The 23,830-nt window shown below is 72.7% G+C and carries 25 protein-coding genes and 2 pseudogenes; 10 read left to right on the top strand and 17 right to left on the bottom strand.

Annotated elements, in window-relative coordinates; translation table 11 throughout:
* Together ACIP94_RS25985 and ACIP94_RS25980 are read right to left on the bottom strand one after the other, a co-directional pair.
* Positions 1–203: pseudogene (locus tag ACIP94_RS25985) on the bottom strand (amino acid transporter); the annotation flags it as partial.
* Positions 204–755: 552 nt separating this feature from the next.
* Complete coding sequence (locus ACIP94_RS25980) at positions 756–1,313, bottom strand: hypothetical protein (RefSeq protein ID WP_402430252.1); 558 nt, start codon at positions 1,311–1,313, stop codon at positions 756–758.
* A 609-nt stretch (positions 1,314–1,922) separates the two neighbouring features.
* Here ACIP94_RS25980 and ACIP94_RS25975 point away from each other — a divergent pair.
* Positions 1,923–2,321: a luciferase family protein gene (locus tag ACIP94_RS25975; RefSeq protein ID WP_402430249.1), complete on the top strand. Its 399-nt coding sequence runs from the start codon at positions 1,923–1,925 to the stop codon at positions 2,319–2,321.
* Between the two features lie 467 nt (positions 2,322–2,788).
* On the opposite strand, the gene ACIP94_RS25970 is transcribed toward ACIP94_RS25975, so the two are convergent.
* Entirely contained in the window at positions 2,789–3,286 is a 498-nt protein-coding gene (locus ACIP94_RS25970; protein ID WP_402430246.1) for an inorganic diphosphatase, read from the bottom strand.
* A 192-nt stretch (positions 3,287–3,478) separates the two neighbouring features.
* On the opposite strand from ACIP94_RS25970, the gene ACIP94_RS25965 reads away from it, so the two are divergent.
* Both ACIP94_RS25965 and ACIP94_RS25960 read left to right on the top strand, forming a co-directional pair.
* Positions 3,479–3,940: a TIGR03668 family PPOX class F420-dependent oxidoreductase gene (locus ACIP94_RS25965; RefSeq protein ID WP_402430243.1), complete on the top strand. Its 462-nt coding sequence runs from the start codon at positions 3,479–3,481 to the stop codon at positions 3,938–3,940.
* 41 nt (positions 3,941–3,981) lie between these two features.
* On the top strand, positions 3,982–4,407 hold the full coding sequence (locus ACIP94_RS25960) for a CBS domain-containing protein (protein WP_402430239.1): 426 nt from the start codon (positions 3,982–3,984) through the stop codon (positions 4,405–4,407).
* Between the two features lie 9 nt (positions 4,408–4,416).
* Here ACIP94_RS25960 and ACIP94_RS25955 read toward each other — a convergent pair whose 3' ends face one another.
* Together ACIP94_RS25955 and ACIP94_RS25950 are read right to left on the bottom strand one after the other, a co-directional pair.
* On the bottom strand, positions 4,417–4,704 hold the full coding sequence (locus ACIP94_RS25955) for a hypothetical protein (RefSeq protein ID WP_402430236.1): 288 nt from the start codon (positions 4,702–4,704) through the stop codon (positions 4,417–4,419).
* Positions 4,705–4,952: 248 nt separating this feature from the next.
* Entirely contained in the window at positions 4,953–6,179 is a 1,227-nt protein-coding gene (locus ACIP94_RS25950) for a hypothetical protein (protein WP_402430233.1), read from the bottom strand.
* A gap of 255 nt (positions 6,180–6,434) precedes the next feature.
* Between ACIP94_RS25950 and ACIP94_RS25945 the strand changes: the two genes are divergently transcribed.
* Positions 6,435–6,923: a hypothetical protein gene (locus tag ACIP94_RS25945; protein ID WP_402430230.1), complete on the top strand. Its 489-nt coding sequence runs from the start codon at positions 6,435–6,437 to the stop codon at positions 6,921–6,923.
* Between the two features lie 29 nt (positions 6,924–6,952).
* Here the strand turns inward: ACIP94_RS25945 and ACIP94_RS25940 are convergent, their stop codons facing one another.
* Complete coding sequence (locus ACIP94_RS25940) at positions 6,953–7,168, bottom strand: dodecin (RefSeq protein ID WP_402430227.1); 216 nt, start codon at positions 7,166–7,168, stop codon at positions 6,953–6,955.
* 201 nt (positions 7,169–7,369) lie between these two features.
* Here ACIP94_RS25940 and ACIP94_RS25935 point away from each other — a divergent pair, with 201 nt between their 5' ends.
* Positions 7,370–8,470, top strand: a complete 1,101-nt coding sequence (locus ACIP94_RS25935; protein ID WP_402430224.1) for an NADH:flavin oxidoreductase/NADH oxidase — start codon at positions 7,370–7,372, stop codon at positions 8,468–8,470.
* A 110-nt stretch (positions 8,471–8,580) separates the two neighbouring features.
* Here the strand turns inward: ACIP94_RS25935 and egtD are convergent, their stop codons facing one another.
* From egtD to egtA, 4 genes are read right to left on the bottom strand one after another with little or no spacing between them, the layout of a single operon-like run.
* Positions 8,581–9,543 (bottom strand): L-histidine N(alpha)-methyltransferase, encoded by a 963-nt coding sequence (egtD, locus tag ACIP94_RS25930; RefSeq protein WP_402430221.1) that lies wholly within the window; start codon positions 9,541–9,543, stop codon positions 8,581–8,583.
* Positions 9,540–10,331, bottom strand: a complete 792-nt coding sequence (gene egtC, locus ACIP94_RS25925; RefSeq protein WP_402430218.1) for an ergothioneine biosynthesis protein EgtC — start codon at positions 10,329–10,331, stop codon at positions 9,540–9,542. Before egtC ends, egtD begins: the two co-directional genes overlap by 4 nt.
* Positions 10,331–11,647 carry an ergothioneine biosynthesis protein EgtB gene (egtB, locus tag ACIP94_RS25920; protein WP_402430214.1) on the bottom strand — a complete coding sequence of 439 codons (1,317 nt, stop codon included), beginning with the start codon at positions 11,645–11,647 and terminating at the stop codon, positions 10,331–10,333. Before egtB ends, egtC begins: the two co-directional genes overlap by 1 nt.
* Positions 11,644–12,960 (bottom strand): ergothioneine biosynthesis glutamate--cysteine ligase EgtA, encoded by a 1,317-nt coding sequence (gene egtA, locus ACIP94_RS25915; RefSeq protein ID WP_402430211.1) that lies wholly within the window; start codon positions 12,958–12,960, stop codon positions 11,644–11,646. Before egtA ends, egtB begins: the two co-directional genes overlap by 4 nt.
* 300 nt (positions 12,961–13,260) lie before the next feature.
* Between egtA and ACIP94_RS25910 the strand changes: the two genes are divergently transcribed.
* Positions 13,261–14,091 carry a TIGR02452 family protein gene (locus ACIP94_RS25910; protein WP_402430208.1) on the top strand — a complete coding sequence of 277 codons (831 nt, stop codon included), beginning with the start codon at positions 13,261–13,263 and terminating at the stop codon, positions 14,089–14,091.
* An 8-nt stretch (positions 14,092–14,099) separates the two neighbouring features.
* On the opposite strand, the gene ACIP94_RS25905 is transcribed toward ACIP94_RS25910, so the two are convergent.
* Positions 14,100–14,546, bottom strand: coding sequence for a type II toxin-antitoxin system PemK/MazF family toxin (locus ACIP94_RS25905; protein WP_402430206.1), 447 nt, complete (start codon positions 14,544–14,546; stop codon positions 14,100–14,102).
* A gap of 187 nt (positions 14,547–14,733) precedes the next feature.
* Positions 14,734–14,928: an antitoxin gene (locus ACIP94_RS25900; RefSeq protein ID WP_402430203.1), complete on the bottom strand. Its 195-nt coding sequence runs from the start codon at positions 14,926–14,928 to the stop codon at positions 14,734–14,736.
* A gap of 251 nt (positions 14,929–15,179) precedes the next feature.
* Here ACIP94_RS25900 and ACIP94_RS25895 point away from each other — a divergent pair, with 251 nt between their 5' ends.
* Together ACIP94_RS25895 and ACIP94_RS25890 are read left to right on the top strand one after the other, a co-directional pair.
* Entirely contained in the window at positions 15,180–15,785 is a 606-nt protein-coding gene (locus ACIP94_RS25895) for a GPP34 family phosphoprotein (RefSeq protein ID WP_402430200.1), read from the top strand.
* Positions 15,786–16,069: 284 nt separating this feature from the next.
* Positions 16,070–16,276: a hypothetical protein gene (locus ACIP94_RS25890; RefSeq protein WP_402430197.1), complete on the top strand. Its 207-nt coding sequence runs from the start codon at positions 16,070–16,072 to the stop codon at positions 16,274–16,276.
* 108 nt (positions 16,277–16,384) lie between these two features.
* Here ACIP94_RS25890 and ACIP94_RS25885 read toward each other — a convergent pair whose 3' ends face one another.
* From ACIP94_RS25885 to ACIP94_RS25875, 3 genes are all read right to left on the bottom strand, one after another.
* Entirely contained in the window at positions 16,385–17,881 is a 1,497-nt protein-coding gene (locus tag ACIP94_RS25885; protein WP_402430194.1) for a flotillin family protein, read from the bottom strand.
* 137 nt (positions 17,882–18,018) lie between these two features.
* Positions 18,019–18,237, bottom strand: coding sequence for a hypothetical protein (locus ACIP94_RS25880; protein WP_402430191.1), 219 nt, complete (start codon positions 18,235–18,237; stop codon positions 18,019–18,021).
* A 26-nt stretch (positions 18,238–18,263) separates the two neighbouring features.
* Positions 18,264–19,688: an amidase gene (locus ACIP94_RS25875; protein ID WP_402430188.1), complete on the bottom strand. Its 1,425-nt coding sequence runs from the start codon at positions 19,686–19,688 to the stop codon at positions 18,264–18,266.
* A gap of 158 nt (positions 19,689–19,846) precedes the next feature.
* Here ACIP94_RS25875 and ACIP94_RS25870 point away from each other — a divergent pair, with 158 nt between their 5' ends.
* Positions 19,847–20,881 carry a LacI family DNA-binding transcriptional regulator gene (locus tag ACIP94_RS25870; RefSeq protein ID WP_402430185.1) on the top strand — a complete coding sequence of 345 codons (1,035 nt, stop codon included), beginning with the start codon at positions 19,847–19,849 and terminating at the stop codon, positions 20,879–20,881.
* Positions 20,882–21,018: 137 nt separating this feature from the next.
* Here ACIP94_RS25870 and trxA read toward each other — a convergent pair.
* Positions 21,019–21,414: pseudogene (trxA, locus tag ACIP94_RS25865) on the bottom strand (thioredoxin); the annotation flags it as partial.
* Positions 21,415–21,524: 110 nt separating this feature from the next.
* Here trxA and ACIP94_RS25860 point away from each other — a divergent pair.
* Positions 21,525–22,952 carry a dihydrolipoyl dehydrogenase family protein gene (locus ACIP94_RS25860; protein ID WP_402430182.1) on the top strand — a complete coding sequence of 476 codons (1,428 nt, stop codon included), beginning with the start codon at positions 21,525–21,527 and terminating at the stop codon, positions 22,950–22,952.
* A gap of 104 nt (positions 22,953–23,056) precedes the next feature.
* Here ACIP94_RS25860 and def read toward each other — a convergent pair whose 3' ends face one another.
* Positions 23,057–23,719 (bottom strand): peptide deformylase, encoded by a 663-nt coding sequence (gene def / locus ACIP94_RS25855; RefSeq protein ID WP_402430179.1) that lies wholly within the window; start codon positions 23,717–23,719, stop codon positions 23,057–23,059.
* Positions 23,720–23,830: the final 111 nt, after the last annotated feature.

Below are 23,830 nucleotides of genomic sequence, written 5' to 3'. Positions count from 1 at the left end.
GCGGCGAGGGCGGCGATGCCCGGCTGGTAGCCGAGGGTGGAGAAGTAGTCGACACCGGTCAGGCACATCACCCGCCACCAGCGCTGGCCCTTGTGGGTGGGCTCGGGCTGCGCGGCCGTATCGGAGGCCTTGCCCATGTCGGACAGCCCCTCCAGCATCCACGCCCGCAATCGGCTCGCAGGTGGGTGTTCGGTGGTGGCCATCGGCGTGCTCTCCTGGTGTACGGCTCGGTGAGGGTCTCGACCGTCACACGGACGGCCGCACCAGCGTAAACAGAGAGTGACGCCTCGGCCCACGGATGAGGCGGGCCGCCGCGTCAAGCTTGCGTTAAGAACCGCCGGACCGGCGTCAATGGGGTATCAAGCCGACATCAGGAACGCGTCACATCGCGAGGTCGGGTAATCGTGGCGCACACCGCCGGCGGGCTGTCTCCGCCGGAGCGAACACGAAGCGTCAGGTCGACCCGATCCTGGCGATCGCCGCCGAGGGCCGCGAGGCCGTCGGGACCGCTTTCGCGGATTCCCGTCGGCCGGTATCGGCAGCCGGGCTGTGACGGCCGGACGGGCCCGTCGAATTCAGGCGCGACTGGTCGCGGTGACCCCGGCCGACCAGGCGGGCGTGGCACTCGACACGGTCGGACCGGCGCACGAGGGCTGACGCGTACGCCGGCTGCCCGTGGCCCCCCGCGAGCCACGAGCCGCCCCGCCGGTCCGGCACCGACCGCCGCGGTACCGGTCCCGACACCTTCCACGCCGCTATTCCAGCCCCGACACCTTGAACACGGTCAGGGCGGTCTCCCGGTCGACCCGCTGCTGGACGCGACGCAGCGCGGTCTCCCCACACGTCAGGCAGCCCAGCTCCGCCGAGGTGCGCGCGTCCTCGTACAGGCGGTGCCACAGATCGGGATTGTCCACCAGCGTCTGGGGGTCGAGCTCGACCCGGCCGCCCAGGGCGTCCCGGAACACGAGCCGGTGGGAGACGCCGTCCAGACAGCGCACCGACACCAGCAGGTCGGTGCGCACCCGCTGGGTGCCCAGCAGTCCGCGGGAGGCCAGCCAGCCCTCGCCCGCGGTGATCCGCCGCGGGCACAGCACCACGAAGAGCGACAGGGACAGCACGCACCACAGGGCGGCGCGCCACGGGGACGCGTCGCCCGCACCCCAGTCGATCAGGAGCAGCATTGCGAGAAGCGCGGCCGCGCAGCGGACCGCGCTGTGCAGCTCCTTCGTGAAGCGGCGGTCCGACACCGCCCGGCCGGGTTCCGCCGCGGGCGCGCCGGCCACCTCGTGTCGCGCATGGTCGCGGCCTTCCATACCGCCGACGGTAGACAACGGGGGAGCCGGATGAGAGGTGTCTTGATACGACGCTGACGTGCTCCCGGCGCTTTTTGACGCCGGCGCAGCGCTTTCCGCTTCACCCGCGTCACGCCGTACGTCAAGGCGGCGTCAAGGTCGCAGAGTGCGGGTGACAGCCCGCCGACCGCGTTCCCGCGGACGCGGTGACCTCCTCCGGCTCCGGCCTGGACCCGGCATCTCCCCGGCCTACGCCGACCTCCAGGGCGCAGGGCCCCATGAGAGCCGGCGGTCCCGGAGATATTCGGAGCCGTCGACTCCTGCTTCATGAGGCCTTGAGAGAGACCCGGAGCGAGGAGACCGGCTACCTGCGCGTCTCCAGGACCCAACATGGCGTCAACAACGCGTCAGCGTCGCCTGGTTGGGCATCATTATCCCGTCATCGGGTCTGTGAGGGGCGACATGGACCGGTGTAGCGTCGGTGAGGGGCCCCGGTCCGCCTCCCCGCGTCAGCCGGGGCCACCGACCGCCTGGCGCACGGACCGCGCTGTCACGGTCGGTAACCTCACGTCCCGGTTACGGAACCATCAACCTCTGGTGTCCGGGGAGTGAGAAGGCGACGATGGGCTCATGACTCTGGCCCAGCGCGCCCTGGAGCGACTCAAGGCCTGGCCCGACCTCACGGCGGAGCCTGCCAGTTGCGGTACCGGGCGGGCTCTCCGCTCCCGGTACAGCGAGATCGTCCACTTCCACACCGACCACGAGGCGGACCTGCATCTGACCAGTGGAGCCCTGGGGCGCTTCTCCGGCGACCTCGCCGGGTCGAGTGCCATCCGCATGGTGCCCGGCTCGCCCTGGGTGACCGTGCACCTGGACTGTGACACCGATGTCGACCTGCTGCTGAGCCTGGTGAGCGTGGCGCTGCATGCCCACCAGGCCCGTCCCCCGTCGGAGGCACTCCCGCGCCAGGAATGCAATTTCCGCCGTGTCACGGTGCTTCCCCGCGCCCGGCAAGGCGCCCACGGCTGAACAGCCGTCGGTCGGCGTCGCACCGCCCCGGTCCACGCCCCGTGGGGCGTCGCGCCGGCGGCCCGGTGAGCAACGCCTGCCCGGGGAAGGGGAGTCGGGCACCGTCCCCATCGTTCAGACGGACGGTGGGCTCCCGCCGTCCTCCGGCCTGTGCCGTGGGCCGGAAAGTGCCGCGGATGCGATGCGCGGTCGTGACGTCCACAGCGGTCGTGGACGGCGTGTTCGGCGGCGTGCGCCCGCGCCGCGAGGCCCGGAGGCAGGGGGCGCACCCCGCTGCCGCCGCAGCCGGGGCAGACCCGTGTCCGCCGGCGGCGACCTGAGCACCCGGCCCCGCTCGTCGACATAGGCCTGCGACGTCGACCCGGCCTGATCGGTGAAGAACACGGCCCGGAAGACCGCGTCCCGGATGCGCCCGCAGTCCCCGCAGACCAAGGTGAACGTCTCGGAGGCGGAGTGGGGACCGGCCGTCATGGCGCGCTGCCACCCCGCTCGCCGGCGCGGCGGCGGGCGGCGTCGATCTCCGCGTACGTCCGGTCGCGTCCCTCCCAGTGGGAACCCTCGACCGACTTGCCGGGCTCCAGGTCCTTGTAGACCTCGAAGAAGTGGGTGATCTCCAGCCGGTCGAAGGTGGGTACGTCGCCGATGTCCTGCAGGGAGGCGTAGCGCGGATCGTGCGCGGGGACGCAGAGGACCTTCTCGTCGGGCCCCTTCTCGTCCCTCATCACGAACATGCCGACCGCCCGGCACTCGATCACACAGCCGGGGAAGGTGGGATCGCCGACCATGACGAGGGCGTCCAGCGGATCGCCGTCCCGGCCCAGAGTGTGGTCGATATAACCGTAGTCGGCCGGATACCGAGTGGACGTGAACAGCATCCGGTCCAGGCGGAGGCGGCGCAGTTCGTGGTCCATCTCGTACTTGTTGCGCGATCCCTGGGGGATCTCCACGATCACGTCGAATTCCACGACGGCCTCCTTACCGGACGGCCCGTGAAGCACGGATCTGTCCTTCCAGTCTGCCGCGCCGCCCCGGACCCGACATCCGGACTCGGGCCGCGGTGTGCGCGAGGGAGAGAGGGGCACGGTGATCGTGTAGGGGACCGGACGCCGGGTACCCGGGGACGCCTGCCGCCGATGTACCGGAAGGAGGGGCGGAGAATGCCACGGATGCCCGAGGACGAGGCACGGCGACGGTTCACCGACGCCCGGGTGGCGCGCCTTGCGACCGTGGACTCCGCGGGCTTGCCCCACCTCGTACCGGTGGTGTTCGCAGGGCGCGGCGACGACGGGATCGTCCTGGCCGTCGACCGCAAGCCCAAGCGGTCCCAGCGGTTGAAGCGGCTGCACAACATCGCCGTCCAGCCGGCCGTCTGTCTGCTGGCCGACGTGTACGACGAGGACTGGGAGCGTCTGTGGTGGGTACGGGCCGATGGCGGCGCACGCACGGTGCCGCCCGGTGCGTCCACGGAGCAGGACCGTGAGGAGTACGAGGCGGCCCTGGCCCTGCTGACCCGGAAATACCCCCAGTACCGGGAGACGCCCCCGGACGGGCCGGTGATCGTGGTCGACGTGCGCCGCTGGACCGGCTGGCGCGCCGCCGAACCGCACCCGGAAGGGTGAGGAGCCGGTCGTACACACACGAGACGATCCGGGAGGTTCCCATGAGCAGGCAGGTACGTGACGTGATGCACCAGGGTGCGGTCGCCGTCGAGCCGATGACGCCGGTGGCCCGCGTGGCCCGTCTGATGCGCGAGCAGGACGTCGGCGACGTCCTGGTGACCTACGACCGCGACCTGTTCGGCGTGCTCACCGACCGCGACATCGTGGTCCGGGCCGTGGCCGGGGACCGCGACCCGAACACCGTGACCGCGGGCTCGGTGTGCACCCGTCCACCCGTCATCACCCTCTCGCCCGACGACAGCACCGACCACGCCGTCGAGCTGATGCGCCGGCATGCCGTGCGCAGGCTCCCCGTCGTCGAGAGCGGCGGATGCCCGGTCGGCATCGTCAGTCTCGGCGACCTCGCCGCAGTGGACGACCCGCGGTCCGCTCTCGCGGACATCAGCAGGGCCGATCCCAACCACTGAGGCGGCGCCTCACAGCCGGGTGTCGGGTCCCGCCCGCTCGACCGGGGCGCTGTGGCGTGCCCGCGGCGGCCGCATGCCGTGGCGGTGCGTCGCCGCGTTCACCGCGGTGGCCAGGCCCAGACAGAACACGAGGGCCAGGGCGAGTCCGGAGGCGAACACGGCAAGGGTGTTCATGGTGGCGATGTGGTGATCGAGGACGGACACGGTGTACTCGGGGCCGCCGGAGAGGTTGCCTGCGATCACCAGAGCGGTGAAGGCGACGGTGGCCGCGAGGAGGAGCAGTCCGAGGAACAGCATCCGAGTCATCTCCTCAGGAAGTTCCGGCATCGCCCCGAGTACCCGCCCTGACAGGACCGAGACGACGGCGCGGAAGTTCCCCCGGGCCCGCCGTTCACCGCCCGGCCGGGAGGAGGCCATGTCCTTCCCCGACGGCCTGGAGGCCCTCACCCCGGGCCCTGTCTCCTGCGCCCGCCTGGGGAGCCGGTTCGGCGCCGTGGCCCCGGTTCGGCGTGGTCGCCGTCAGGCCCTGACGGTGGTCGCCGGTCTCACAGCGGGGTGTGGCCGGCGGTCAGCAGATAGGTGCCGTAGGCCACGGAGGCGACGGCGAGGGTGGCCCCGATCAGCAGGGCGTGTTTGGGGCGCAGCCGCCAGCTGCGCGCGAGGCCGTGTGCGAGCGGGATCAGCAGGGGGAAGGCGGGCAGCAGGAAGCGCGGCTTCGACGCGTACGGGCCGGAGCCGCCGACCGTGATCAGCACGAGCACGCCCGCGTAGACGATCAGCGCCAGAGGGGCGCCGTCGAGGCACAGCAGACAGAACAGCAGGACGGCCGCCACGACGATGACCAGGGCCAGCGGATAGACGGCCCGGCCGCCGTGGGCCAGCAGGCCCTTGAGGAAGTGCAGGGAGCCGACGCCGAAGTCGAAGCGGGAGTCCCAGGCGCGCTGCACCGTGAAGTAGCCGCCGAACAGATCACCCGTGCGCGCACCCACCCACAGGACGAAGCCCACCCAGCCGAGGGGTGCGATCGCGGTGCCGACCCACAGTCCGGCGGGCACGCGGCCGCGCCGTCTGACGATCTCCTGGATCGCCACGGCGCCCACCGCGGCGGCCACGGCGAAGCCGGTGGGCCGGGACAGGCCCGCGAGCGCGGCCAGCACACCGGCCCACAGCCAGCGCCTGGTCAGCACGGCGTACAGGGACCAGGCGGCGAACGCGGTGAGCAGGGGCTCCGTGTAGGCGATGTCGAGGACGACGGAGTGGGGCATGGCGGCCCACACACCGACGAGTGCGGTCGCGACCGCTCGGCCGTACAGGCGGTAGCCGATCGTGTAGATCCCGTACGCGGCCACCACCGCGGCGCTCCAGGCGATCAGCAGAGCGGCGGCGCCCGGAGTGATGGGCAGGACGGCGCAGACGGCACGGATGAGCGCTGGATACAGCGGGAAGAACGCCCAGTCGCGTTGCACGGCGCCGGTTGAGGCCAGGACGTGGGTCTGGGTGCCGTAGCCGTGCTGGGCGATGTGCAGGTACCAGCGGGAGTCCCACGAGTGGGCCAGGCCCTTGAGCAGCGGGTGGCCCATGTAGTGGTTCGCCAGAGCGATCGCCGCGATTCCTGTGAGACGGATCGCGGTGAACAGGGCGAGGGCCGGTGCGGCACCGGGCAGGAGCCGGGTTCGGAAGGGAAGGCGGACGCGACGATCTGGGCCCCCGGCCTGTTCGGCGGCGGGGGCGGGCGAGAGTGCGCTCACACCTTGACCCTGCGTTATCGGCATGCGGTCCGCAACGTGAGGTTTGGCCATAAGTGGGTCATATACCACTGCTGTACGAGAATCTGTCGTGACTCAGTGCGGAACCAGGTGAGTGGAGCCCGCCGGACGGCTCGTTTCCGGCACTGCGCCGTCCGGGTCATACGACCGCTGCACGCGCGTACGGGGAGGGCGTGCCCGCCCCCGGAGTGCCTCCGGTATCCGTGCGGCCGGCCGGGGGCCGTACGCTCCGCTGCCGCGGGAGCTCCGTAGAGTGGGCCGGTGACGAACAGCAGCAGGCCGGTCGCCGTCTTCGATCTCGACAACACCCTCGCCGACACCGCGCACCGGCAGCGTTTTCTGGAGCGGAGACCGCGCGACTGGGAGGCGTTCTTCGCCGCCGCGCCGCAGGATCCGCCGCTGGCCGAGGGGATCACGCTCGCGCTGCGGACCGCCGAGGAGTGCGAGCTCGTCTATCTGACCGGACGGCCCGCGCGCTGCCGGCGTGACACGCTCGACTGGCTCGCCGCCCACGGGCTGCCCGCAGGGCGGCTGTACATGAGGTCCGACGGCGACCGCAGGCCCGCCCGCGTCACCAAGCTGGAACGGCTGCGCGAGCTGGCCGGGGATCGTGAAGTCCGTGTGCTCGTCGACGACGACGAACTCGTCTGCCAGGACGCCGAGGAGGCGGGATTCACCGTCGTCCGTGCCCGCTGGGCGTCCCCCTCCGCCGCGCTGCGGGACGCCCAGGAGCGGGAGGGGCGCACCTGAGAGGGGCCGTGCACCTGACAGGAGCCGCGCTACTCGCCGTCCTCCAGCCGGAAGCCCACCTTCAGACCGACCTGGTAGTGCTCGATCCGCCCGTTCTCGATCCGGCCCCTGACCTGGGTGACCTCGAACCAGTCCAGATTGCGCAGGGTCTGCGAGGCGCGGGCGATGGCATTGCGTACGGCCTGGTCGACGCCCTCGGGCGAGCTGCCGACGATCTCGGTGACCCGGTAGGTGTGGTCGGTCATGCGGGTGCTCCTCTCCTGCGGGCGGGTGTCACACGTCTTCCCACCGTGCCGTACCGGGCGACGGTCCGCGCGGCCAGCGGCGGGCCTGGTCATTAATTGCATACGCTGCTAACGTGCGCTTGGAATAAATGGCGCGCGCAGGTAATTATGGCTGTCGTCCACACGGTGACCCATCCGGGCCATGCAACCAGGAGTCTCGAGTTGACCTCCCTCTTCACCCCCTACACCCTCAGGTCACTGACCATCCCCAACCGCATCTGGATGGCGCCGATGTGCCAGTACAGTGCGGCGCCGGAGGGCGCGGCGGTGGGCGTTCCGACGGACTGGCACTTCACTCACCTCGCTGCACGCGCCTCCGGCGGAACCGGCCTCGTCATCACCGAGGCCACGGCCGTGAGCCCCGAAGGCCGTATCTCTCCCTACGACCTGGGCATCTGGAACGACACACAGGTCGCCGCGTTCCGGCGCATCACCGCGTTCCTGAAGGCACAGGGCACGGTCCCCGGCATCCAGCTGGCCCACGCCGGAAGGAAGGCGTCCACCGAACGCACCTGGGTCGACCGCGGGCGCCCGATCGCGCCCGAGGAGCCCTACGGGTGGACCCCGGTCGGTCCCAGCGCTCTTCCCTTCGACAAGGCCTCGACGCCCCCCGTCGAACTCACCACGGACCGCATTCGTGACCTCGTCCAGGAGTTCGCCGACGCCGCCGAACGGGCGCTCGCGGCCGGCTTCGAGGTCGCCGAGATCCATGGTGCCCACGGCTACCTCATCCACCAGTTCCTCTCGCCCCACAGCAACCACCGCACCGACGAGTACGGCGGCTCCTTCGAGGGCCGTACCCGCTTCGCCCTCGAGGTCGTCGACGCCGTACGCGCGGTGTGGCCCGAGGAGCTGCCGCTCTTCTTCCGTGTCTCCGCCACCGACTGGCTCACCGAGAACCCCGAGGACGACCGGGAGGGCTGGACCGCGGACGACACCGTCCGGTTCGCCAAGGAACTCCACGCCCGGGGCGTGGATCTGCTGGACGTCTCCAGCGGCGGCAACGCCCCTGACGCCAGGATCGTGGCAGGCCCCGGCTATCAGGTCCCCTTCGCCGAGCGGGTCCGCGAGGAAACCGGCATGCCCGTCGCCGCCGTCGGCATGATCACCGAGCCCGCCCAGGCTGAGGAGATCATCGCCTCGGGCAAGGCGGACGCCGTTCTTCTGGCCCGCGAACTCCTTCGCAACCCGTACTGGGCGCGCCACGCCGCCCGGGAGCTCGGTGGCGAGGTCGCTTCCCCCGTGCAGTACCACCGCTCGTAGGACCCGTCACCGGGGCGGGGCCCTGCGCCCGGCCCCGGCGACACGTGCGCGTCCCCCGCGGCCCCCTCACCCAGGAGGAGAGGGGGCCGCATCGTGTGGGACCGTCGGCATCAGCGCGCCACGCTCAACGACAGGGCGAACCTCCCCTCCGCGTCCGTCCACCAGTGCGTCAACCCAAGGCCGGACGAGGAGAGTTCACGCCGGACGCCGTCCTCGCGGAACTTCGCCGACACCTCTGTGCGCAGCTCCTCCCCGTCGGCGAAGTCCACCGCCAGGTCCAGCGCGGGGATCTTCACGGTCTGGGCCGTGCGCGCCCGCAGCCGCATCTCGATCCACTCGTGGCCGGCGTCCCACAGGGCCACATGGTCGAACGCGTCCGGTTCGAAGTCGGCGCCCAGCTCGCGGTTGACGACGGTCAGTACGTTCTTGTTGAACTGGGCCGTCACCCCGGCCGCGTCGTCGTACGCCGCGACCAGCACCGACGCGTCCTTCACCAGGTCGGTGCCAAGCAGCAGGGCGTCCCCGGGCGATAGCAGGGCCCGTACGGAGCCGAGGAACGCCGCCCGCTCGGCGGGCAGCAGATTGCCGATTGTGCCGCCCAGGAACGCAACGAGCCGGGGCCCGGGCGTGTCCGGCAGCGTGAGCCGCCTGGTGAAGTCCGCGATGAGCGCGTGGACGTCGAGGTGGGGCCGCTCCGCGATCAGCGCGTGGCCCGCCTGGGTCAGCGCGCTCTCGCTGACGTCCACCGGCACATAGGTGTGCAGCCCCGTCAGTGCGTCCAGCAGATGGCGGGTCTTGTCGGAGGAGCCGGAGCCCAGCTCGACCAGCGTCCGGGCGCCGGTCGCGGCCGCTATCTCCCCGGAGCGGGCGATCAGAATCTCCCGCTCGGCGCGCGTGGGGTAGTACTCCGGCAGCTCGGTGATCTTTTCGAACAACTCGCTGCCGTGCGCGTCGTAGAACCACTTCGGCGGCAGTGTCTTCGGTGTGTTCGTGAGGCCGTGCAGCACATCGGCGCGCAGCGCGGCCTCGGTGGCGTCCTCGGGCAGGGTGCGGGTGACAAGGAACGGGCTCACGTGCGGGACTCCTCGGGTGGTGCGGGTGCCATGTCGTCGCGCGGGTCCTTGAGGGGGGTCAGCAGGACGCCGGTGCGGGTGGCCGAGAGCAGGGTGCGGTCGGGCACCTCCTGCCAGCGCGGGTCGTCGTCGTGCGGTTCGGAGGCCACGACGACGCGGTCGCCGGGTCCGGTGAGGTACCACAGCGTGTCGCCCCACGCGGTGGCGGTGATCGTCCCGCCGTCGGTGATCAGCAGATTCAGCCGGGAGCCGGGGGCCGCCGAGGCGACCTCCAGCACGGTGTCGGCCATCGCCTTCCCGTCCTCGATACCGGCGCGCAGCCGGTTCAGCAGCAGCGCCCACACCAACGCCGAGTCGCAGCGCGCCTCCAGCGAGAGCAGCTCCACCGGCGGCAGCGAACCGGCGAGCCTGGCCATCGAATCCGGCCATCCCCTGACGGCGCCGTTGTGGCTGAACAGCCATCTGTCCCCGGTGTACGGAGCCGCCGCGGCCTCGAGGTCGGGGTCGCACAGGGTCGCGTCGCGCACCGCGGCCAGGAGCGCGCCCGAGCGCACGACCCGTGCCAGATCGGTGAGGGAGGCGTCGGCCCAGATGGGTCCGGCCCTGCGGTAGCGGGCCGGGACGGGGTCGCCCGACGCGTACCAACCGACCCCGAAACCATCGGCGTTGACACACCCGTGCCGCTGTCGCCGCGGCTCCCACGCCTGCCGGTACAGGCTGTGCTCAGGCTCCAGGAGGACCCGGCCGAGCTGCTCCTCGGGCCCCAGAAAGGCGAGATGACGGCACATCACGCGTCCCTTGCGGTACGGAAGCCGGAGAAGATCTGCCGCCGGATCGGGTAGTCCCAGTTGCGGAACGTACCGCGGCAGGCCACCGGGTCCACGGCGAACGAACCGCCGCGCAGCACCTTGTACTCGGGCCCGAAGAAGACCTCCGAGTACTCCTTGTACGGGAACGCCGTGAACCCCGGATAGGGCGTGAAGTCGCTCGACGTCCACTCCCACACATCGCCGATCAGCTGGCGTACGCCCAGCGCGGACGCGCCCGCCGGATAGCTGCCGGCCGGTGCCGGACGCAGGTGGCGCTGACCGAGGTTGGCGTGCTCGGGCGTCGGGTCGGCGTCGCCCCAGGGATAGCGGCGGGAGCGGCCCGTGACCGGGTCGTGGCGGGCCGCCTTCTCCCACTCGGCCTCGGTGGGCAGCCGGCGCCCCGCCCAGCGCGCGTAGGCGTCCGCCTCGTACCAGCACACGTGCACAACGGGCTCGTCGGGCGGTACGGCCTCGGTGACGCCGAAGCGCCGCCGCAGCCACTGGCCGCCCTCACGGCGCCAGAACAGCGGCGCCCTCAGGTCGTGGGCGCGGACGTGGGCCCAGCCCTCGGGCGTCCACCAGCGCTCGTCGCCATAGCCCCCGTCCTCGATGAACGCCTGGTAGGCGGCGTTCGTCACCGGCAGGGCGTCGATGAAGTACGCCGCCACCTCACGCTGGTGTGCGGGCCGTTCGTTGTCCAGTGCCCAGGGCTCGGCCGAGGTGCCCATGGTGAACGGGCCGGCCGGGACGAGGACTTCGGACGGGCCGGTGTACGGCGGCGCGGGCGCCGGGTCCGGGGCGGTGAGCACCTGCGGTCCCCGGCGTAGCTGATGGGTGATCAGCATGGTCTCGTCGTGCTGCTGTTCGTGCTGGGCGATCATGCCGAAGGCGAAGCCCGCCTCCGTCAGCCGATGGCCCTCGAACGGCGCGCTCTCCAGCACGTCCAGGGCCCGCCCCCGCACCTCCGCGGCGTAGCGGCGGGCCTCGTCCGGCGGCAGCAGCGGCAGTGAGGGCCGCTCGGCACGCGGATGCTCGAAGGCGTCGTACAGCCCGTCTATCTCGGGCCGCATGGCGTCGCGTCCGGCGACCGCGCGCAGCAGCCACAGCTCCTCCTGGTTGCCGATGTGCGCGAGGTCCCAGACCAGCGGCGACATCAGGGGGGAGTGCTGGGCGGTGAGATCGGGTTCGTCGACACAGGTGGTCAGGAGCGCGGTGCGGTCGCGCGCCGTGGTCAGCGCGTCCCGCGCGCGCTCCCGCAGCGTGCCGGGGTCGATCGGCGACCGGGCGTCGGTCATGAGTGCGTGTCCTTCCCATGGAACGGGGTGTCGTCCCCGCCGGAACGGGTGTCCTTCCCGTGGAGCTGGAGCAGCAGGTCGTCGGCGGGGCAGCGGCCCCGGGCCACATAGCGGTCGGTGAACTCCGCGACGGCCTCCCGGACGTCGTCGGTGGCGCCGAGCCGGGGCAGCGCGTCGGCCGCGGCCGCGAAGCAGGCGACGGCGGCCTCGCGCAGCTCCGGGTCGCCCAGCCCCTCCCGCGCGGCGGTCACCCACAGCGCGTTGCACGGCGGCGGCAGCGCGTCCGCACGCTCGGCCAGGGGCTTGACGCTCCGGTAGGCGGTCTCGGCGGCCTCGGGATCGTCGAACAGCGCCGCCGTCACGGCGAGCGGCACGATCCACCCGTCGTCGCCGGGCTGTGCGTCGATCATGCGGAGTTCCAGGTGCCCGCGGGGCCGGACCGGAGGGAACAGGGTCGTGAGGTGGTAGTCGAGGTCACCGCGGTCGGGAGGATCCGGGGACCGGGTCCAGTCCCGGAAACTCAGGCCGTCCGGCACATGCCAGGGACCGGGTCCGCCACGGACGCACATCACGGGCGCGTCCAACACATGCCGGGCCCAGGCGGCCCGGGGATCGCCCCTGAGGGGCGGTGCGCCGGAGCGCCCCGGGTCCATGGCGGCCCACAGGGACTGCCGCGTCGAGCGCCAGCCCGTGGGTTTGCCCCCGGACAGCGGGGAGTGCGCGAACGCCGCGACCAGCACCGCGCCCAGCTGGTGCGCCAGCCACCAGCGCCGTCCGTGCCCCAGGGGGCCGGGCTCCTCGTAGCCCGCGTCCAGGCATACCTGGACGGAGGCCGACGAGCACATCATCGACCGTCCCTCGGGGCCGGCGCGGTCGAGGTAGCGCTCCATGGCGTCATACCGGGGCTCGCGCAGAAAGCGGCGCGGAGGGTTCCAGGGGTCGTGGCCGTAGCCGCTGAGACCGAGATCCGCCTCGGCCAGCAGGGCGCGGACCGCGTCGAGGTCGGCGGAGACGGACGCTATGCACTCCATGAGGGAGGCGGCGGGGGCGGAGCTGAGTTCCAGCTGGCCGCCCGGTTCGACGGTGAGGGCCGAACGCAGGGGCAGGGTCCGCAGCGCGGTGTACACCGCGCGAAGACGTTCGGGTGGTGCCGGGAGCCACGGTCTGCGCAGCTCGTGGACGAACCATTCCACTTCGACACCGAGCGTGCGAGGCGGTCCGGTCTTGAAACAGATGCCGCGGACCAGCGCCTCCACCTCGGCTTCGGTGACCGCGGAGCGGGGCTCCGTACAGTCACTCACCGAATCGGACATGTCGGGATCCTCCTGAGATTCCACCATGCCGCCGGCCCGGCAAAGGATGGGCCGGGCCGACGTTGCTCGTCCCACCCAAGACCCTCATGTGCATTCGCACAAGGGTGCCCAGCGGAGCTTCGCGGACTGCTTCCTCCCTGTTTCCCGGGCCGGTAACGGTGATTCCTGGGTCCGGGAAACTCTGTTGCGACGTAGGACCAGCATCGCTCACCATGCGTTCATGAGCACGACGGGGGAGATCGGCGGGGCGCTGCGGGCGACCGCGCGCCACGTGCTCACGGCGCCCACGGGGGTGGCGCCGTGAGCACACGCCTGCGCGGGATCGCGCAGCAGACGCGGGAGATCGTCGAGACGGGTGCCTACCGCACGCCCGCGGGCCGTACGGTGGCCATCGCGGCGGCGGTCGAGGCCGCCCGCGCCGGCACGCGGATGTACGGGCCGGGGCCGGTGGAAACGCCGCCGGTGCGCCCGGCGGCCACGGCGTTCGGAGTGACGGGGGAGAGCAGTCTGGAAGCCGCCCGGCGCCTGATGGACCGTTCGGGTGAACCGGTGGCCGTCCTCAACTTCGCCTCCGCGCGGAATCCGGGCGGCGGGTTCCTGAACGGCGCGCAGGCCCAGGAGGAGGCCTTGTGCCGCGCCTCCGCGCTGTACGCGTGCGTCCGCGAGGTCCGGGAGTTCTACGACCACCACCGGACCCACCGTGACCCCTTCTACACGGACCGCGTCATCCATTCACCGGCCGTGCCGGTCTTCCGCGACGACCGTGGGCGACTGCTGGACGAGCCGTACCGGGCGGGCTTTCTGACCGCCGCCGCACCGAACGCGGGCGTGGTACTGCGCCGGACGCCGGAGCGCGCGGCCGAACTGCCCCGCGCCCTGGCGGCCCGCGCCGGGCGCGTCCTGGAGACGGCGGCCGCCTGCGGCTACCGGCGCGTGGTGCTGGGCGCATGGGGCTGCGGCGTGTTCCGCAACGAGCCGGCGCAGGTGGCCGGGGCGTTCCACGGCCTGCTGGTCACCGGGCGGTTCGAGGGCGCCTTCGACGAGGTGGTCTTCGCCGTGCTGGACCGCACGCCCCGTACGACGACACGGTCCGCCTTCGAGAGGGCTTTCGCGGATGTGAGCGCGGCCTGACCCGGCCCTCAGTTCCAGCCGTACCGTTCCCGCAGCCGGTGCACCACGAGATTGAACCGCATCCGGTCCAGCGCGCACGCCTCCCGCCGCATCCCGTCCTCGTGCAGCCGCAGCACACGGTCCACGTCCACCCAGGAGTCACGTCCCGAGCCGTCCCAGGGGCCGCTGCCGATCGGCACCCACTCCCGGTCGCCGTCGTGCCGCTTGCTGGACAACTGCACGGCGAGCAGAGTGCCGCCCGGCTCCCGGGCGACCACGAGCACCGGGCGGTCCTTGCCGCGCCCGTCGTTCTCCTCGAACGGCACCCAGGTCCAGACGATCTCTCCCGGGTCGGGATCACCGTCGTGCGCGGGTGAGTACTCCGTCCGCACCCGGCCCACGGCCCGGGGGTCGGCCTCGGTGGTCGCGGAGGGGCCGTAGCGGCCGGGGACGTCTTCATCGGTAAAGGCAGTCACGCGGCTCACGGTAGAGCCTGGGCGCGGGCGGCCTCCCACCGGGTCGGTGACCTGAGGTGCCGTCAACCGGGCATCCGGGCCCGGGCGGTCGGGCCCACAGCGGACCGCGGGGACGGCGAGGAGTGGCTGCGCGCGGCTGCCTCCGCCCGTGGCCGCCGCGCGCCGTGAACGGTTGCGCTGCCCCGCGCTACGGCTGGGGCGGGTTGTCCCGGTCCCGCGGAGGCTGGAACTGGTCCCTGAGCGCGTCCGGACCCTTGTCGGCCTGCCCGGCGGGGCGGTTGGGCATCGCGTCGTCGGCGGGCCGGCCGGCTGCGTCGTGCCCCTGGCCGATGCGCTCCCCGTGCCCCTTCAGCATCTGCTTGAGCTTGTCCATCATGGACATCGTGGGCCTCCTTGCCGATCTTCCCCCTCCCTGTCCCTCCAGCATCGGCGCACTTCGCCGAGGGTGCATCCGCTGCGGCGCGGGCGGGGTGGCGGCCGGTCATCGCCGCCGGCGGGCCCCAGGGGCCCGATCGGCGGTGTGGGGATGCGGCGGTCGTGGACGCGAGGTGGGATGAGCAGGACACCCCACCACGAGGACGCGGGCATGATGGCCGTGCAGGAGATCGTCGAGCAAGCGTCGTGGAGGCACATATGGCCACTGCACGGGACCTGTTGACCGTCGCGCTGGACGCCGCGCCGGGCCGTCGTGCCGAATCGGGTGACCTGTCGCTCGCGCTCGCGGGCGCCGAGCTGCTGGACCTCATCGATCTGCGGGCCCTCACCCTGGACGGCGTCCTCATCGCGCCGAGCGACCCGCCGGTGACGGACGACCGCCTGCTGCGGGAGGCCGCGGCGGCGCTCACGCGGCAACCGCCCTACGAGTCGGTCGAGGACTGGCTGTGGCGCCGGGGCCAGGGTCTGTCCTCGCTCTATCTCGCCGCGTTCGAGGAGGAAGGGCTGCTCGCCCGGCAGCGCCGCCGCTGGCTGCCCGCCTGGACCGGCGACGCCGCGCCGGTCGACTCCCCGGCCCGCCGGCAGGCGGCGGACCGCTGGGCCGCCGGGGAGCCCGTGCTCGCCACGCTAGCGGCGACCATCGGCATCCGTGAGGCGCCGGCGGAGGAGGCTCCGGAGGTCACCGAGGGCCCGACGGGGACCGTACTGGCCGCCGTCGACGACGCGGTGACGGAACTGACCGCCGTACGGCAGCGGCGGGCCATCGAGAAGGCGGCCTTCGACAACATCTGGCGAGGCCCGTGACCGGGGGCCCGGCGCGGCGTCCCCGGTGTTCCTGCCGGGCCTCGCCATCACCTGTCAGCCTGGTGACGTGAAGCGGAGCCATGTCCCGGGCTGCTGGCAACAGGCCGGGGTGCCCGTCGCCGGGTGACACACCCCTCCGCTCTTCTCTTCCGCCGCCGGGAGACCCAGCCGCCAGGTGTGCGCGAACCACCGGGCGCTGCGACCCGCGCATTGTCACGTCACTGTCTTGACCGGTGATGTGCGGCGGTGCAGCATCACTGTCAGCAGACGAAGAGGAGAGCGGGATGACCCAGGAACAACAGCGCCCTTCGCCGGCCGTGGACGCCGCAGACGCCGCAGACGCTGCTGAGGCCGTGCGCCGTGCCCGGTTCGGCACCCTGCCGGAGCGCGTCCGCCCCCAGGACATGGTGGCGGAGAGGCCGGCCACGCTTCCGGACCCGGCGCGGGACGCGTACAACCCCGACGAGTGGCTCGTCCGCACCTGTCTGTGAAAGGAGCCCCGCCCGGGCCCCCGGCACCCGGCATGCCCGGGGCGTACGGCGACCGATCGCCGTACGCCCCAAGCCTCACGGTGTCCTACCGGTCGATGCCTCCCGGGCTCAGCCCTCGTCCCCCTCGACGGTGACCTTCTCCGGCCGCGGCGGAGCGAACCCGTTGACTCCGGCGGGCGTCTGCGCCGGAGAGCCGTTCGCGGACACCCCGTCGCCGTTCATCGACGACAGCAGCCGGCGTGCGAGGCCCAGGCCGGTGCCGCCCATCGTCAGGGCCTTGGCGAACACGTCGGACATGCCGTCGGCGCCGTTGAGCAGCACCATGTTGTCGACATTGCCGAAGGCGGACGCACCCGCCTGGACGATCTCCGGCCACTTCTCGGCGAGCTGCTGCGCGACCACGGCCTCCTGGTTCTCGGCGAGGGCCGCGGCCCGTGCCTTGATGGCCTCCGCCTCCGCCAGACCCTGGGCACGGGTCGCCTCGGCCTCGGCGAGACCCTTCGCCTGGGCCGCGGCCGCCTCCGCCTCACCGGTGGCGCGGGTCGCCTGGGCCGCGGCGGCGCCACGCGTCTTGGTCGCCTCCGCCTCGGCGCCCGCGGCCGTCTTCACCCGGGTCGCCTCGGCCGCCGCCGCCAGCTCGGTCTCCTTCGCCTTGGCCTGCGCGGCCGAGATCCGCGCGTCCCGCTCGGCCTCGGCCAGCGTGCGCTTCTCGTACGCCTTCGCGTCCGCCGGCTTGCGGACGTCCGCCTGGAGCTGCTGTTCGCGCCGGTGCGCCTCCAGCTCCGCGACCCGGGTCTCCTGCACCACGACCTCCTGGCGCGCCGCCGCCTCGGCGAGCGGACCGGCCTGACGGGCCTTCGCGGCCGCCTTGTCGCGCTCGGCCTGGTAGCCGGCCTGCAGGATCTCGCTGTCCCGGGTGGCCTCCGCCATCCGCGCGAACGACTGCTGCTCCGCCTCGGTGGCGAGACGATTCGCCTCCGCCTGCGCGATACGCGCGTCCCGCTGCACCGCCGCCGCGTGCGGCATGGCGAGGTTCTGGATGTAGCCCGTCGGGTCCTCGATCTCGTGGATCTGCAGCGAGTCCACGATCAGGCCCAGTTTCTCCATCTCCGTGCCGCACGCGGCGCGGGTCTGGCCGGTGAGCTTCTCCCGGTCGCGGATCATGTCCTCGACCGTCAGTCCGCCGACGATCGAGCGCAGATGACCGGCGAACACGTTGTGCACGCGCTCCGACATCAGCCTCTGCTGGTCGAGGAAGCGGCGGGCCGCGTTGGCGATCGACACGAAGTCGTCGCCCACCTTGAAGATGACCACGCCCCGCACCTTCAGCGGAATGCCCTGCTGGGTCACGCAGTCCACGTGCAGTTCGGTCTCGTTGAGGTCGAGCGAGAGCTTGCGCACCGCCTGCACACCCGGCAGCACCAGCGTGCCGCGCCCCGTGACGATGCGGAAGCCCATGCCTTCCTCAAGACCCTCGGTCCGATGCTTCGAACCGGAGATGATCAGTGCTTCGTTGGGCTCCGCGACGCGCCACATGAGCTTGAAGACCACAACGATGAAAACCAGCGCGAGGACGGCGGCCCCCGCGACGACGCCGATGACCATCGGCAAACGCCCCCTTTGCATGGTGCCGGGTCGGCACCGAACGAAGGGAGTGTGCGCCCGCGCAAGGCCCGGGTGAAGACGCTGACGGATCCTTGTTGCAATCTTGACGCGCGCGCCTCACCTGCGTGGTGACGAGCTCAACTGTCGTACACCGACTCGACGTACACGGTCCGCGGCGGCAGGTGCTCCACCACCATCACCACCGTGCCCCGCTCCATCCGGCTCCTCCCGTCCGCCGGATACGCGAGGAAGTGCTCGGCGCCGCCGCGCACACGAACGATCACTTCGCCGACCAGCCCGGGTCCGACGGTGCCGGTGACACGTCCCATCAAGCCCACCATCGACGCATCGTCCATGGTCACAGCCTACGGCCCGAAACCGCCTACGCGGCCCGCGCATCGGCGGCCGACGGGTGCGCGGGCCACTGCTCGTACCACCTCTGGTCCGCCTCCAACTGGGCCGCCAGCGACACCAGAAGCGGTTCGCTGTGTGCCGGCCCCAGCAACTGGGCGCCCACCGGGAGCCCGTCACCCACGAAACCCGCGGGCACATTGACCCCGGGCCAGCCCAGCACGTTCCACGGCCAGGCGTAGGGGCAGGCGGCGATCATCGCGCGATCGGTGTTCCAGCCGTTCATGTGCACGAGCGTCCCGATGCGCGGCGGGGGAGCGGCCGTCGTCGGGGCGAGAACGACGTCGTACGACGCGAAGAGCGCACCCACCCGCCGGTGCAGCAGGGCCTCCGCCCGGCGCGCCACGCGCAGCGGCGCCCCGCCGAGGAGCCGGCCGAGCCGCGCGGCGTCACGGGTGCGCCGGTCGAGCAGGTCGGGGAAGGGCGCCTCGCGCACCCACTCGGCCAGTCCCGCGGTCGCGCGCGGCAGGAAGGCCAGCCCGATCTGTCCGTAGCGCGGGTCCGCCTCCTCCACCGTGTGCCCGAGCGCGGCCAGCCGCTCCGCGAGTGCGAGGACACGCGCCCGGACCCGGGGGTCGAGCCGGGCGGGCACCGCGGTGAACGGCGGCTTCAGCGAGAGCGCGATCCGCAGCCGGCCGGGGTCCCGCCCCACCGCCGCCGAGACGTCGAGTGCGGGCGGGCGGTGCAGATCGCCCGCGTGGTTGCCGCTCGACGCGTCCAGGAGCAGTGCCGCGTCCGCGACCGTCCGGGCGAGCGTGCCGTTGACCGTGATGCCCTGGAAGGACTCCGGGCGCGGCCAGGTCGAGATCCGGCCCCGCTGCGGCTTGATGCCGACCAGATGGGTCCAGCCGGCCGGGATGCGGATGGAACCCGCGCCGTCCGAGCCCAGTGCGGCCGGTACCAGGCCCGCGGCGACCGCCGCCGCGGACCCGCCGGACGAGCCGCCCGGAGTGTGGTCCGGGTGCCAGGGGTTGCGGGTGGCGCCGAAGGCGGGCCCCTCGGTGAACGGCCACTGCCCCAGCTCGCAGGTGTTGGTCTTGCCGACGATCACGGCCCCGGCCGCCCGCAGCCGCCGTACCGCCTCACCGTCCTCGGCCACCCGGGGGAACGCGCCCGGGCAGCCGAACGCGGTGGGCTCGCCCGCCACGTCCATGTCGTCCTTGACGGCCACCGGCACCCCGAGCAGTGGCCCTCGCCCCCCGGCCGCGAGTTCCCGGTCGGCGGCCTCCGCCTCGGCGAGCGCGGCCTCGGCGCGCACCACCCGGAACGCGTTCAGCAAGGGCTGGGCCGCCTCGATCCGGGCCAGGGAGCGCTCTACGAGCGCACGGGAGGTCACCTCCCCGGCGGCGAGCGCGCGGGCGCACTCGGCCGCCCCGGCGATACGTTCCGAAGCCATGGGAACACCTCCGCGGGCACGTCCTGTACCGCACGGTAACCGGTGATCCGCCCGTCGGGTACTCGAAGCCCAACTCCCGCCGAAAGGCGGCTGGTTGTCGCCTCGGTCGCACCCTGGACGGCGGCTCGGGAAGCCGTTCTGGGAAGATGCGGTACGTCATGGCGCAGATACGGAAACAGCCCGTCCCTTCGTCGCCCGCACCCTCCGCCGTGCCGACGAGTGCCGATGTGGCACGTCTGGCCGGTGTCTCGCGCGCGACCGTCTCCTACGTCCTCAACAACACCAGCGCGGTACGCATCAGCGAACCCACGCGCCGCCGTGTCCAGGAGGCCGCCGAGGAACTCGGCTACGTCCCGCACGCAGCCGCCCGCAGCCTGCGCGCCGGGCACAGCCGCATGGTGCTGATGCCCGCCCCGAACGTGCCGGTGGGGCCGCTCTACAGCCAGTTCATGAACGAACTGCAGTGGGCGCTCAGCCGGTTGGACTACACCGTCGTGCAGTACGGCAGCATCGGCCTGAAGGGCGACGCCGCCGCCCGTGCCTGGGCGGAGTTGCGGCCGGTGGCGGTCCTGGTGCCCGGCGGCGGCCTGGGCCCGCAGGGCGTGCACGTTCTCAAACGCTCCGGCGCGCGCGCCGTCCTCACCCTGGGCCCCGAACGGGTCGAGGGCGCCCACGCGCTGCTCCTGGACCACGACGGAGTGGGACACAGCGCCGGAGCGCACCTGCTGGCCCGGGGCCGCCGCAGCGTCGGTGTCGTCGTGCCGCGGGAGCCCGGCCTGGCGTTCTACTCCAGGCCCCGGCTGGACGGCGTGCGGCGCGCCCTGCGCGGCACCGGCGCCACCGTCTCGGAGCTGCCGCTCGCCTACGAGGAGGAGGCCGCCGCCCGGCTCGCGGCGGGCTGGCGCTCACTCGGCCTGGACGCCGTCTTCGCGTACAACGACGAGTACGCGATGCTGCTGATGCGCGCCCTTCAGGACGAGGGCGTGGACATTCCGGGGGAGACGGCCGTGGTCGGCGCCGACGACCTGATGCTCGGCCGGCTGCTGCGGCCGAGGCTGAGCACCGTCCATATCGAACTGCCGTCCGGACGTGAGCTGGCGGAACTGGTCGACCGCGTGGTGCGCGATCCCGACGACGTACCGGAGGTGAGCCAGGTCCTCGGGGCGCGGATCGTGCACCGCGAATCGAGCTGAGCCCCCGCCGGGCGTCGAGCTGGGCCCCTGCGGCGCGTCGAGGCGAGCCCCGCCGCGCATGGAGCGCGCCCCCACCGCGCCCCGACGGCGTCGTGCCGCGCGGGAGGGGCCCGAAGCGCGGTGGAGCGGCTCCGGTGTCACTCGCCGTTCTGCTGGCCCTTCTCCTGCTGCTCGGCGACGGCCTTGCGGACCTCGTCCATGTCCAGCTTGCGGGCCTGGCCGATGACGTCGTCGAGGGCGGACTGCGGCAGGGCGCCCGGCTGCGCGAAGACGGCGACCTGGTCCCGGACGATCATCAGCGTCGGGATCGACTGGATGCCGAAGGCCGCGGCCAGCTCGGGCTGCGCCTCGGTGTCCACCTTGCCGAACACCAGGTCCGGGTTCTCCTCCGCGGCCTTCTCGTAGACCGGGGCGAACTGACGGCACGGCCCGCACCAGGACGCCCAGAAATCGATCAGGATGAAGTCGTTGTCCGTGACCGTCTGGTCGAAGTTCTCCTTGGTGAGCTCCACGGTGCTGCTCATGTTGCTTCCCTCTTCCTGGTGTAGGGGGTGGCCGCTGTCGACAACGGCTCGTCGGGGTCATGTATTCCGCGCGCGTACCCGTGTGGCGGAGCGAGCACACCAACAACCAGACTGGGCCCATGACGGAAACGGAATCCATCGCGTACGACGTCGTGGTGCTCGGAGCGGGCCCCGTGGGCGAGAACGTCGCCGACCGCACCCGCGCCGCCGGACTGTCCACCGCGGTCGTCGAGAGCGAGCTGGTAGGCGGCGAGTGCTCGTACTGGGCGTGCATTCCCAGCAAGGCGCTGCTGCGCCCGGTGATCGCCCGCGCCGACGGCCGCCGGGTCCCCGGACTCGCCCATCTGGCACAGGGCCGGCTCGACGTGCCCGCGGTCCTGGCCCATCGTGACTACGAGGTGTCGGACTGGAAGGACGACGGGCAGGTCGCCTGGCTGGGCGGCATCGGCGCCGACCTCTACCGGGGGCAGGGGCGGCTGGCCGGACCCCGCAGGGTCACGGTGAACGGCCCCGACGGCGAGCGGGTGCTCACCGCCCGGCACGCGGTGGCCGTGTGCACCGGCAGCCGGGCCCTGCTGCCCGACCTGCCGGGGATCGCCGAGGTGCGCCCCTGGACCAGCCGGGAGGCGACGAGCGCGAAGGCCGCGCCCGCACGGCTGGTCGTGGTGGGCGGCGGCGTGGTGGCCAGCGAGATGGCCACGGCCTGGGCGGGCCTGGGGTCGCAGGTCACCGTCCTGGTGCGGGGCAAGGGCCTGCTGCCGCGCATGGAGCCCTTCGCCGGGGAACTGGTCGCCGAGGCCCTCGTGGAGGCGGGCGTGGATGTGCGCACCGGCACGTCGGTCGAGTCGGTGCGGCGCGAGGGCGACACCGTCGTGGTCGTGACGGACGCGGGCGACCGCATCGAGGCGGACGAGATCCTCTTCGCCACCGGCCGGGCGCCCCGCACCGACGACATCGGCCTGGACACCGTCGGTCTGGAGCCCGGCTCCTGGCTGTCGGTCGACGACAGCCTGCGGGTGACGGGCAGCGAATGGCTGTACGCGGTGGGCGACGTCAACCACCGTGCGCTCCTCACCCACCAGGGCAAGTACCAGGCGCGGATCGCGGGCGCGGCGATCGCGGCCCGCGCGGCGGGCGTCCCGCTCCTGGAGACGGATGCCTGGGGCGCCCATGCCGCCACGGCCGACCACGCGGCCGTTCCGCAGGTGGTGTTCACCGACCCGGAGGCGGCGGCCGTGGGCCTGTCCCTGGCGGAGGCGGAGCAGGCGGGCCGCCGGGTCCGCGGCGTGGACGTCGACCTGTCGTCGGCCGCGGGGGCGGGCCTGTACGCCAAGGGCTACCGGGGCCGCGCCCGCATGGTGGTGGACCTGGACAGCGAGACGCTGCTGGGCGTCACGTTCGTCGGCCCCGGCGTCGGGGAACTGATCCACTCCGCCACCATCGCCGTCGCGGGCGAGGTCCCGATCGACCGCCTGTGGCACGCGGTGCCCTCGTTCCCGACCATCAGCGAGGTCTGGCTGCGCCTGCTGGAGGCCTACCGGGGCTGACCCCGGCACACACCGTGCCCGGGGACACAGGGTTCCCCGCGCACTCGTGCGCGGGGCCCGGCGCCCCTCGCCCTCCCGCACCGCACCCACGGGCGGCGCCGCCCTCAGTCCGGCAGCGCGAACCCCAGCTCCACCGCGGCCCGTTCCGGCGTCGGCTGGGTCCACCGGCCGGTCATCGCCTCGTTGGACGAGAGCGAGCGCGGCTCCGCCCGGTCCAGATAGAGTACGCCGTCCAGATGGTCCGTCTCATGCTGGACGATCCGCGCCGGCCAGCCCGCGAACTCCTCGTCCACCGGGGCTCCGTGCTCGTCCAGCGCGCGCAACCGCACCCGGGCGTGCCGGGCCACCACGGCCTGCCAGCCCGGCACGCTCAGGCAGCCCTCGAAGAAGGCGGCCCGTTCGCCGCCGAGCGCCTCGTACGACGGATTGACAAGCACCCGGAAGGGCTGCGGCGTCCGCTCGCGCGCCACCCGGATCTCCTCGGGGACCGGCGCGGGGTCCTCGATGACCGCGATCCGCAACGCCACCCCGACCTGCGGCGCCGCGAGCCCCACTCCCGGCGCCGCGCGCATCGTCTCGCGCAGGGCGGCGACGAAGCGCGCGAGGAGCGCCTGATCCAGCTGGCCGTCGAAGGGCTCGGTGCCACGGCGCAGCACCGGATCACCGGCCGCGACGATCGGCAACGGGCCTCCGGCAGCAAGAAGTTGGTCGACCAGCTCGGCGAGAGGACGGTCGTTCGGGCCGGTGCGGGCGACATCGGATGCCATCTCGCCAGCATGACAGGCCGATCGGGCGGCCCACACGGCGGCGGGGCCGGCCTGTGGCACATGTCACCGGTGCCCGGGCGCGGTTGCCGGCCCGGTCACCGGGCCCCGGGC

It is taken from the genome of Streptomyces sp. NPDC093261 (assembly GCF_044753645.1).
Taxonomy (GTDB): Bacteria; Actinomycetota; Actinomycetes; order Streptomycetales; family Streptomycetaceae; genus Streptomyces.
This window is presented reverse-complemented; position numbering and strand designations above follow the sequence as displayed.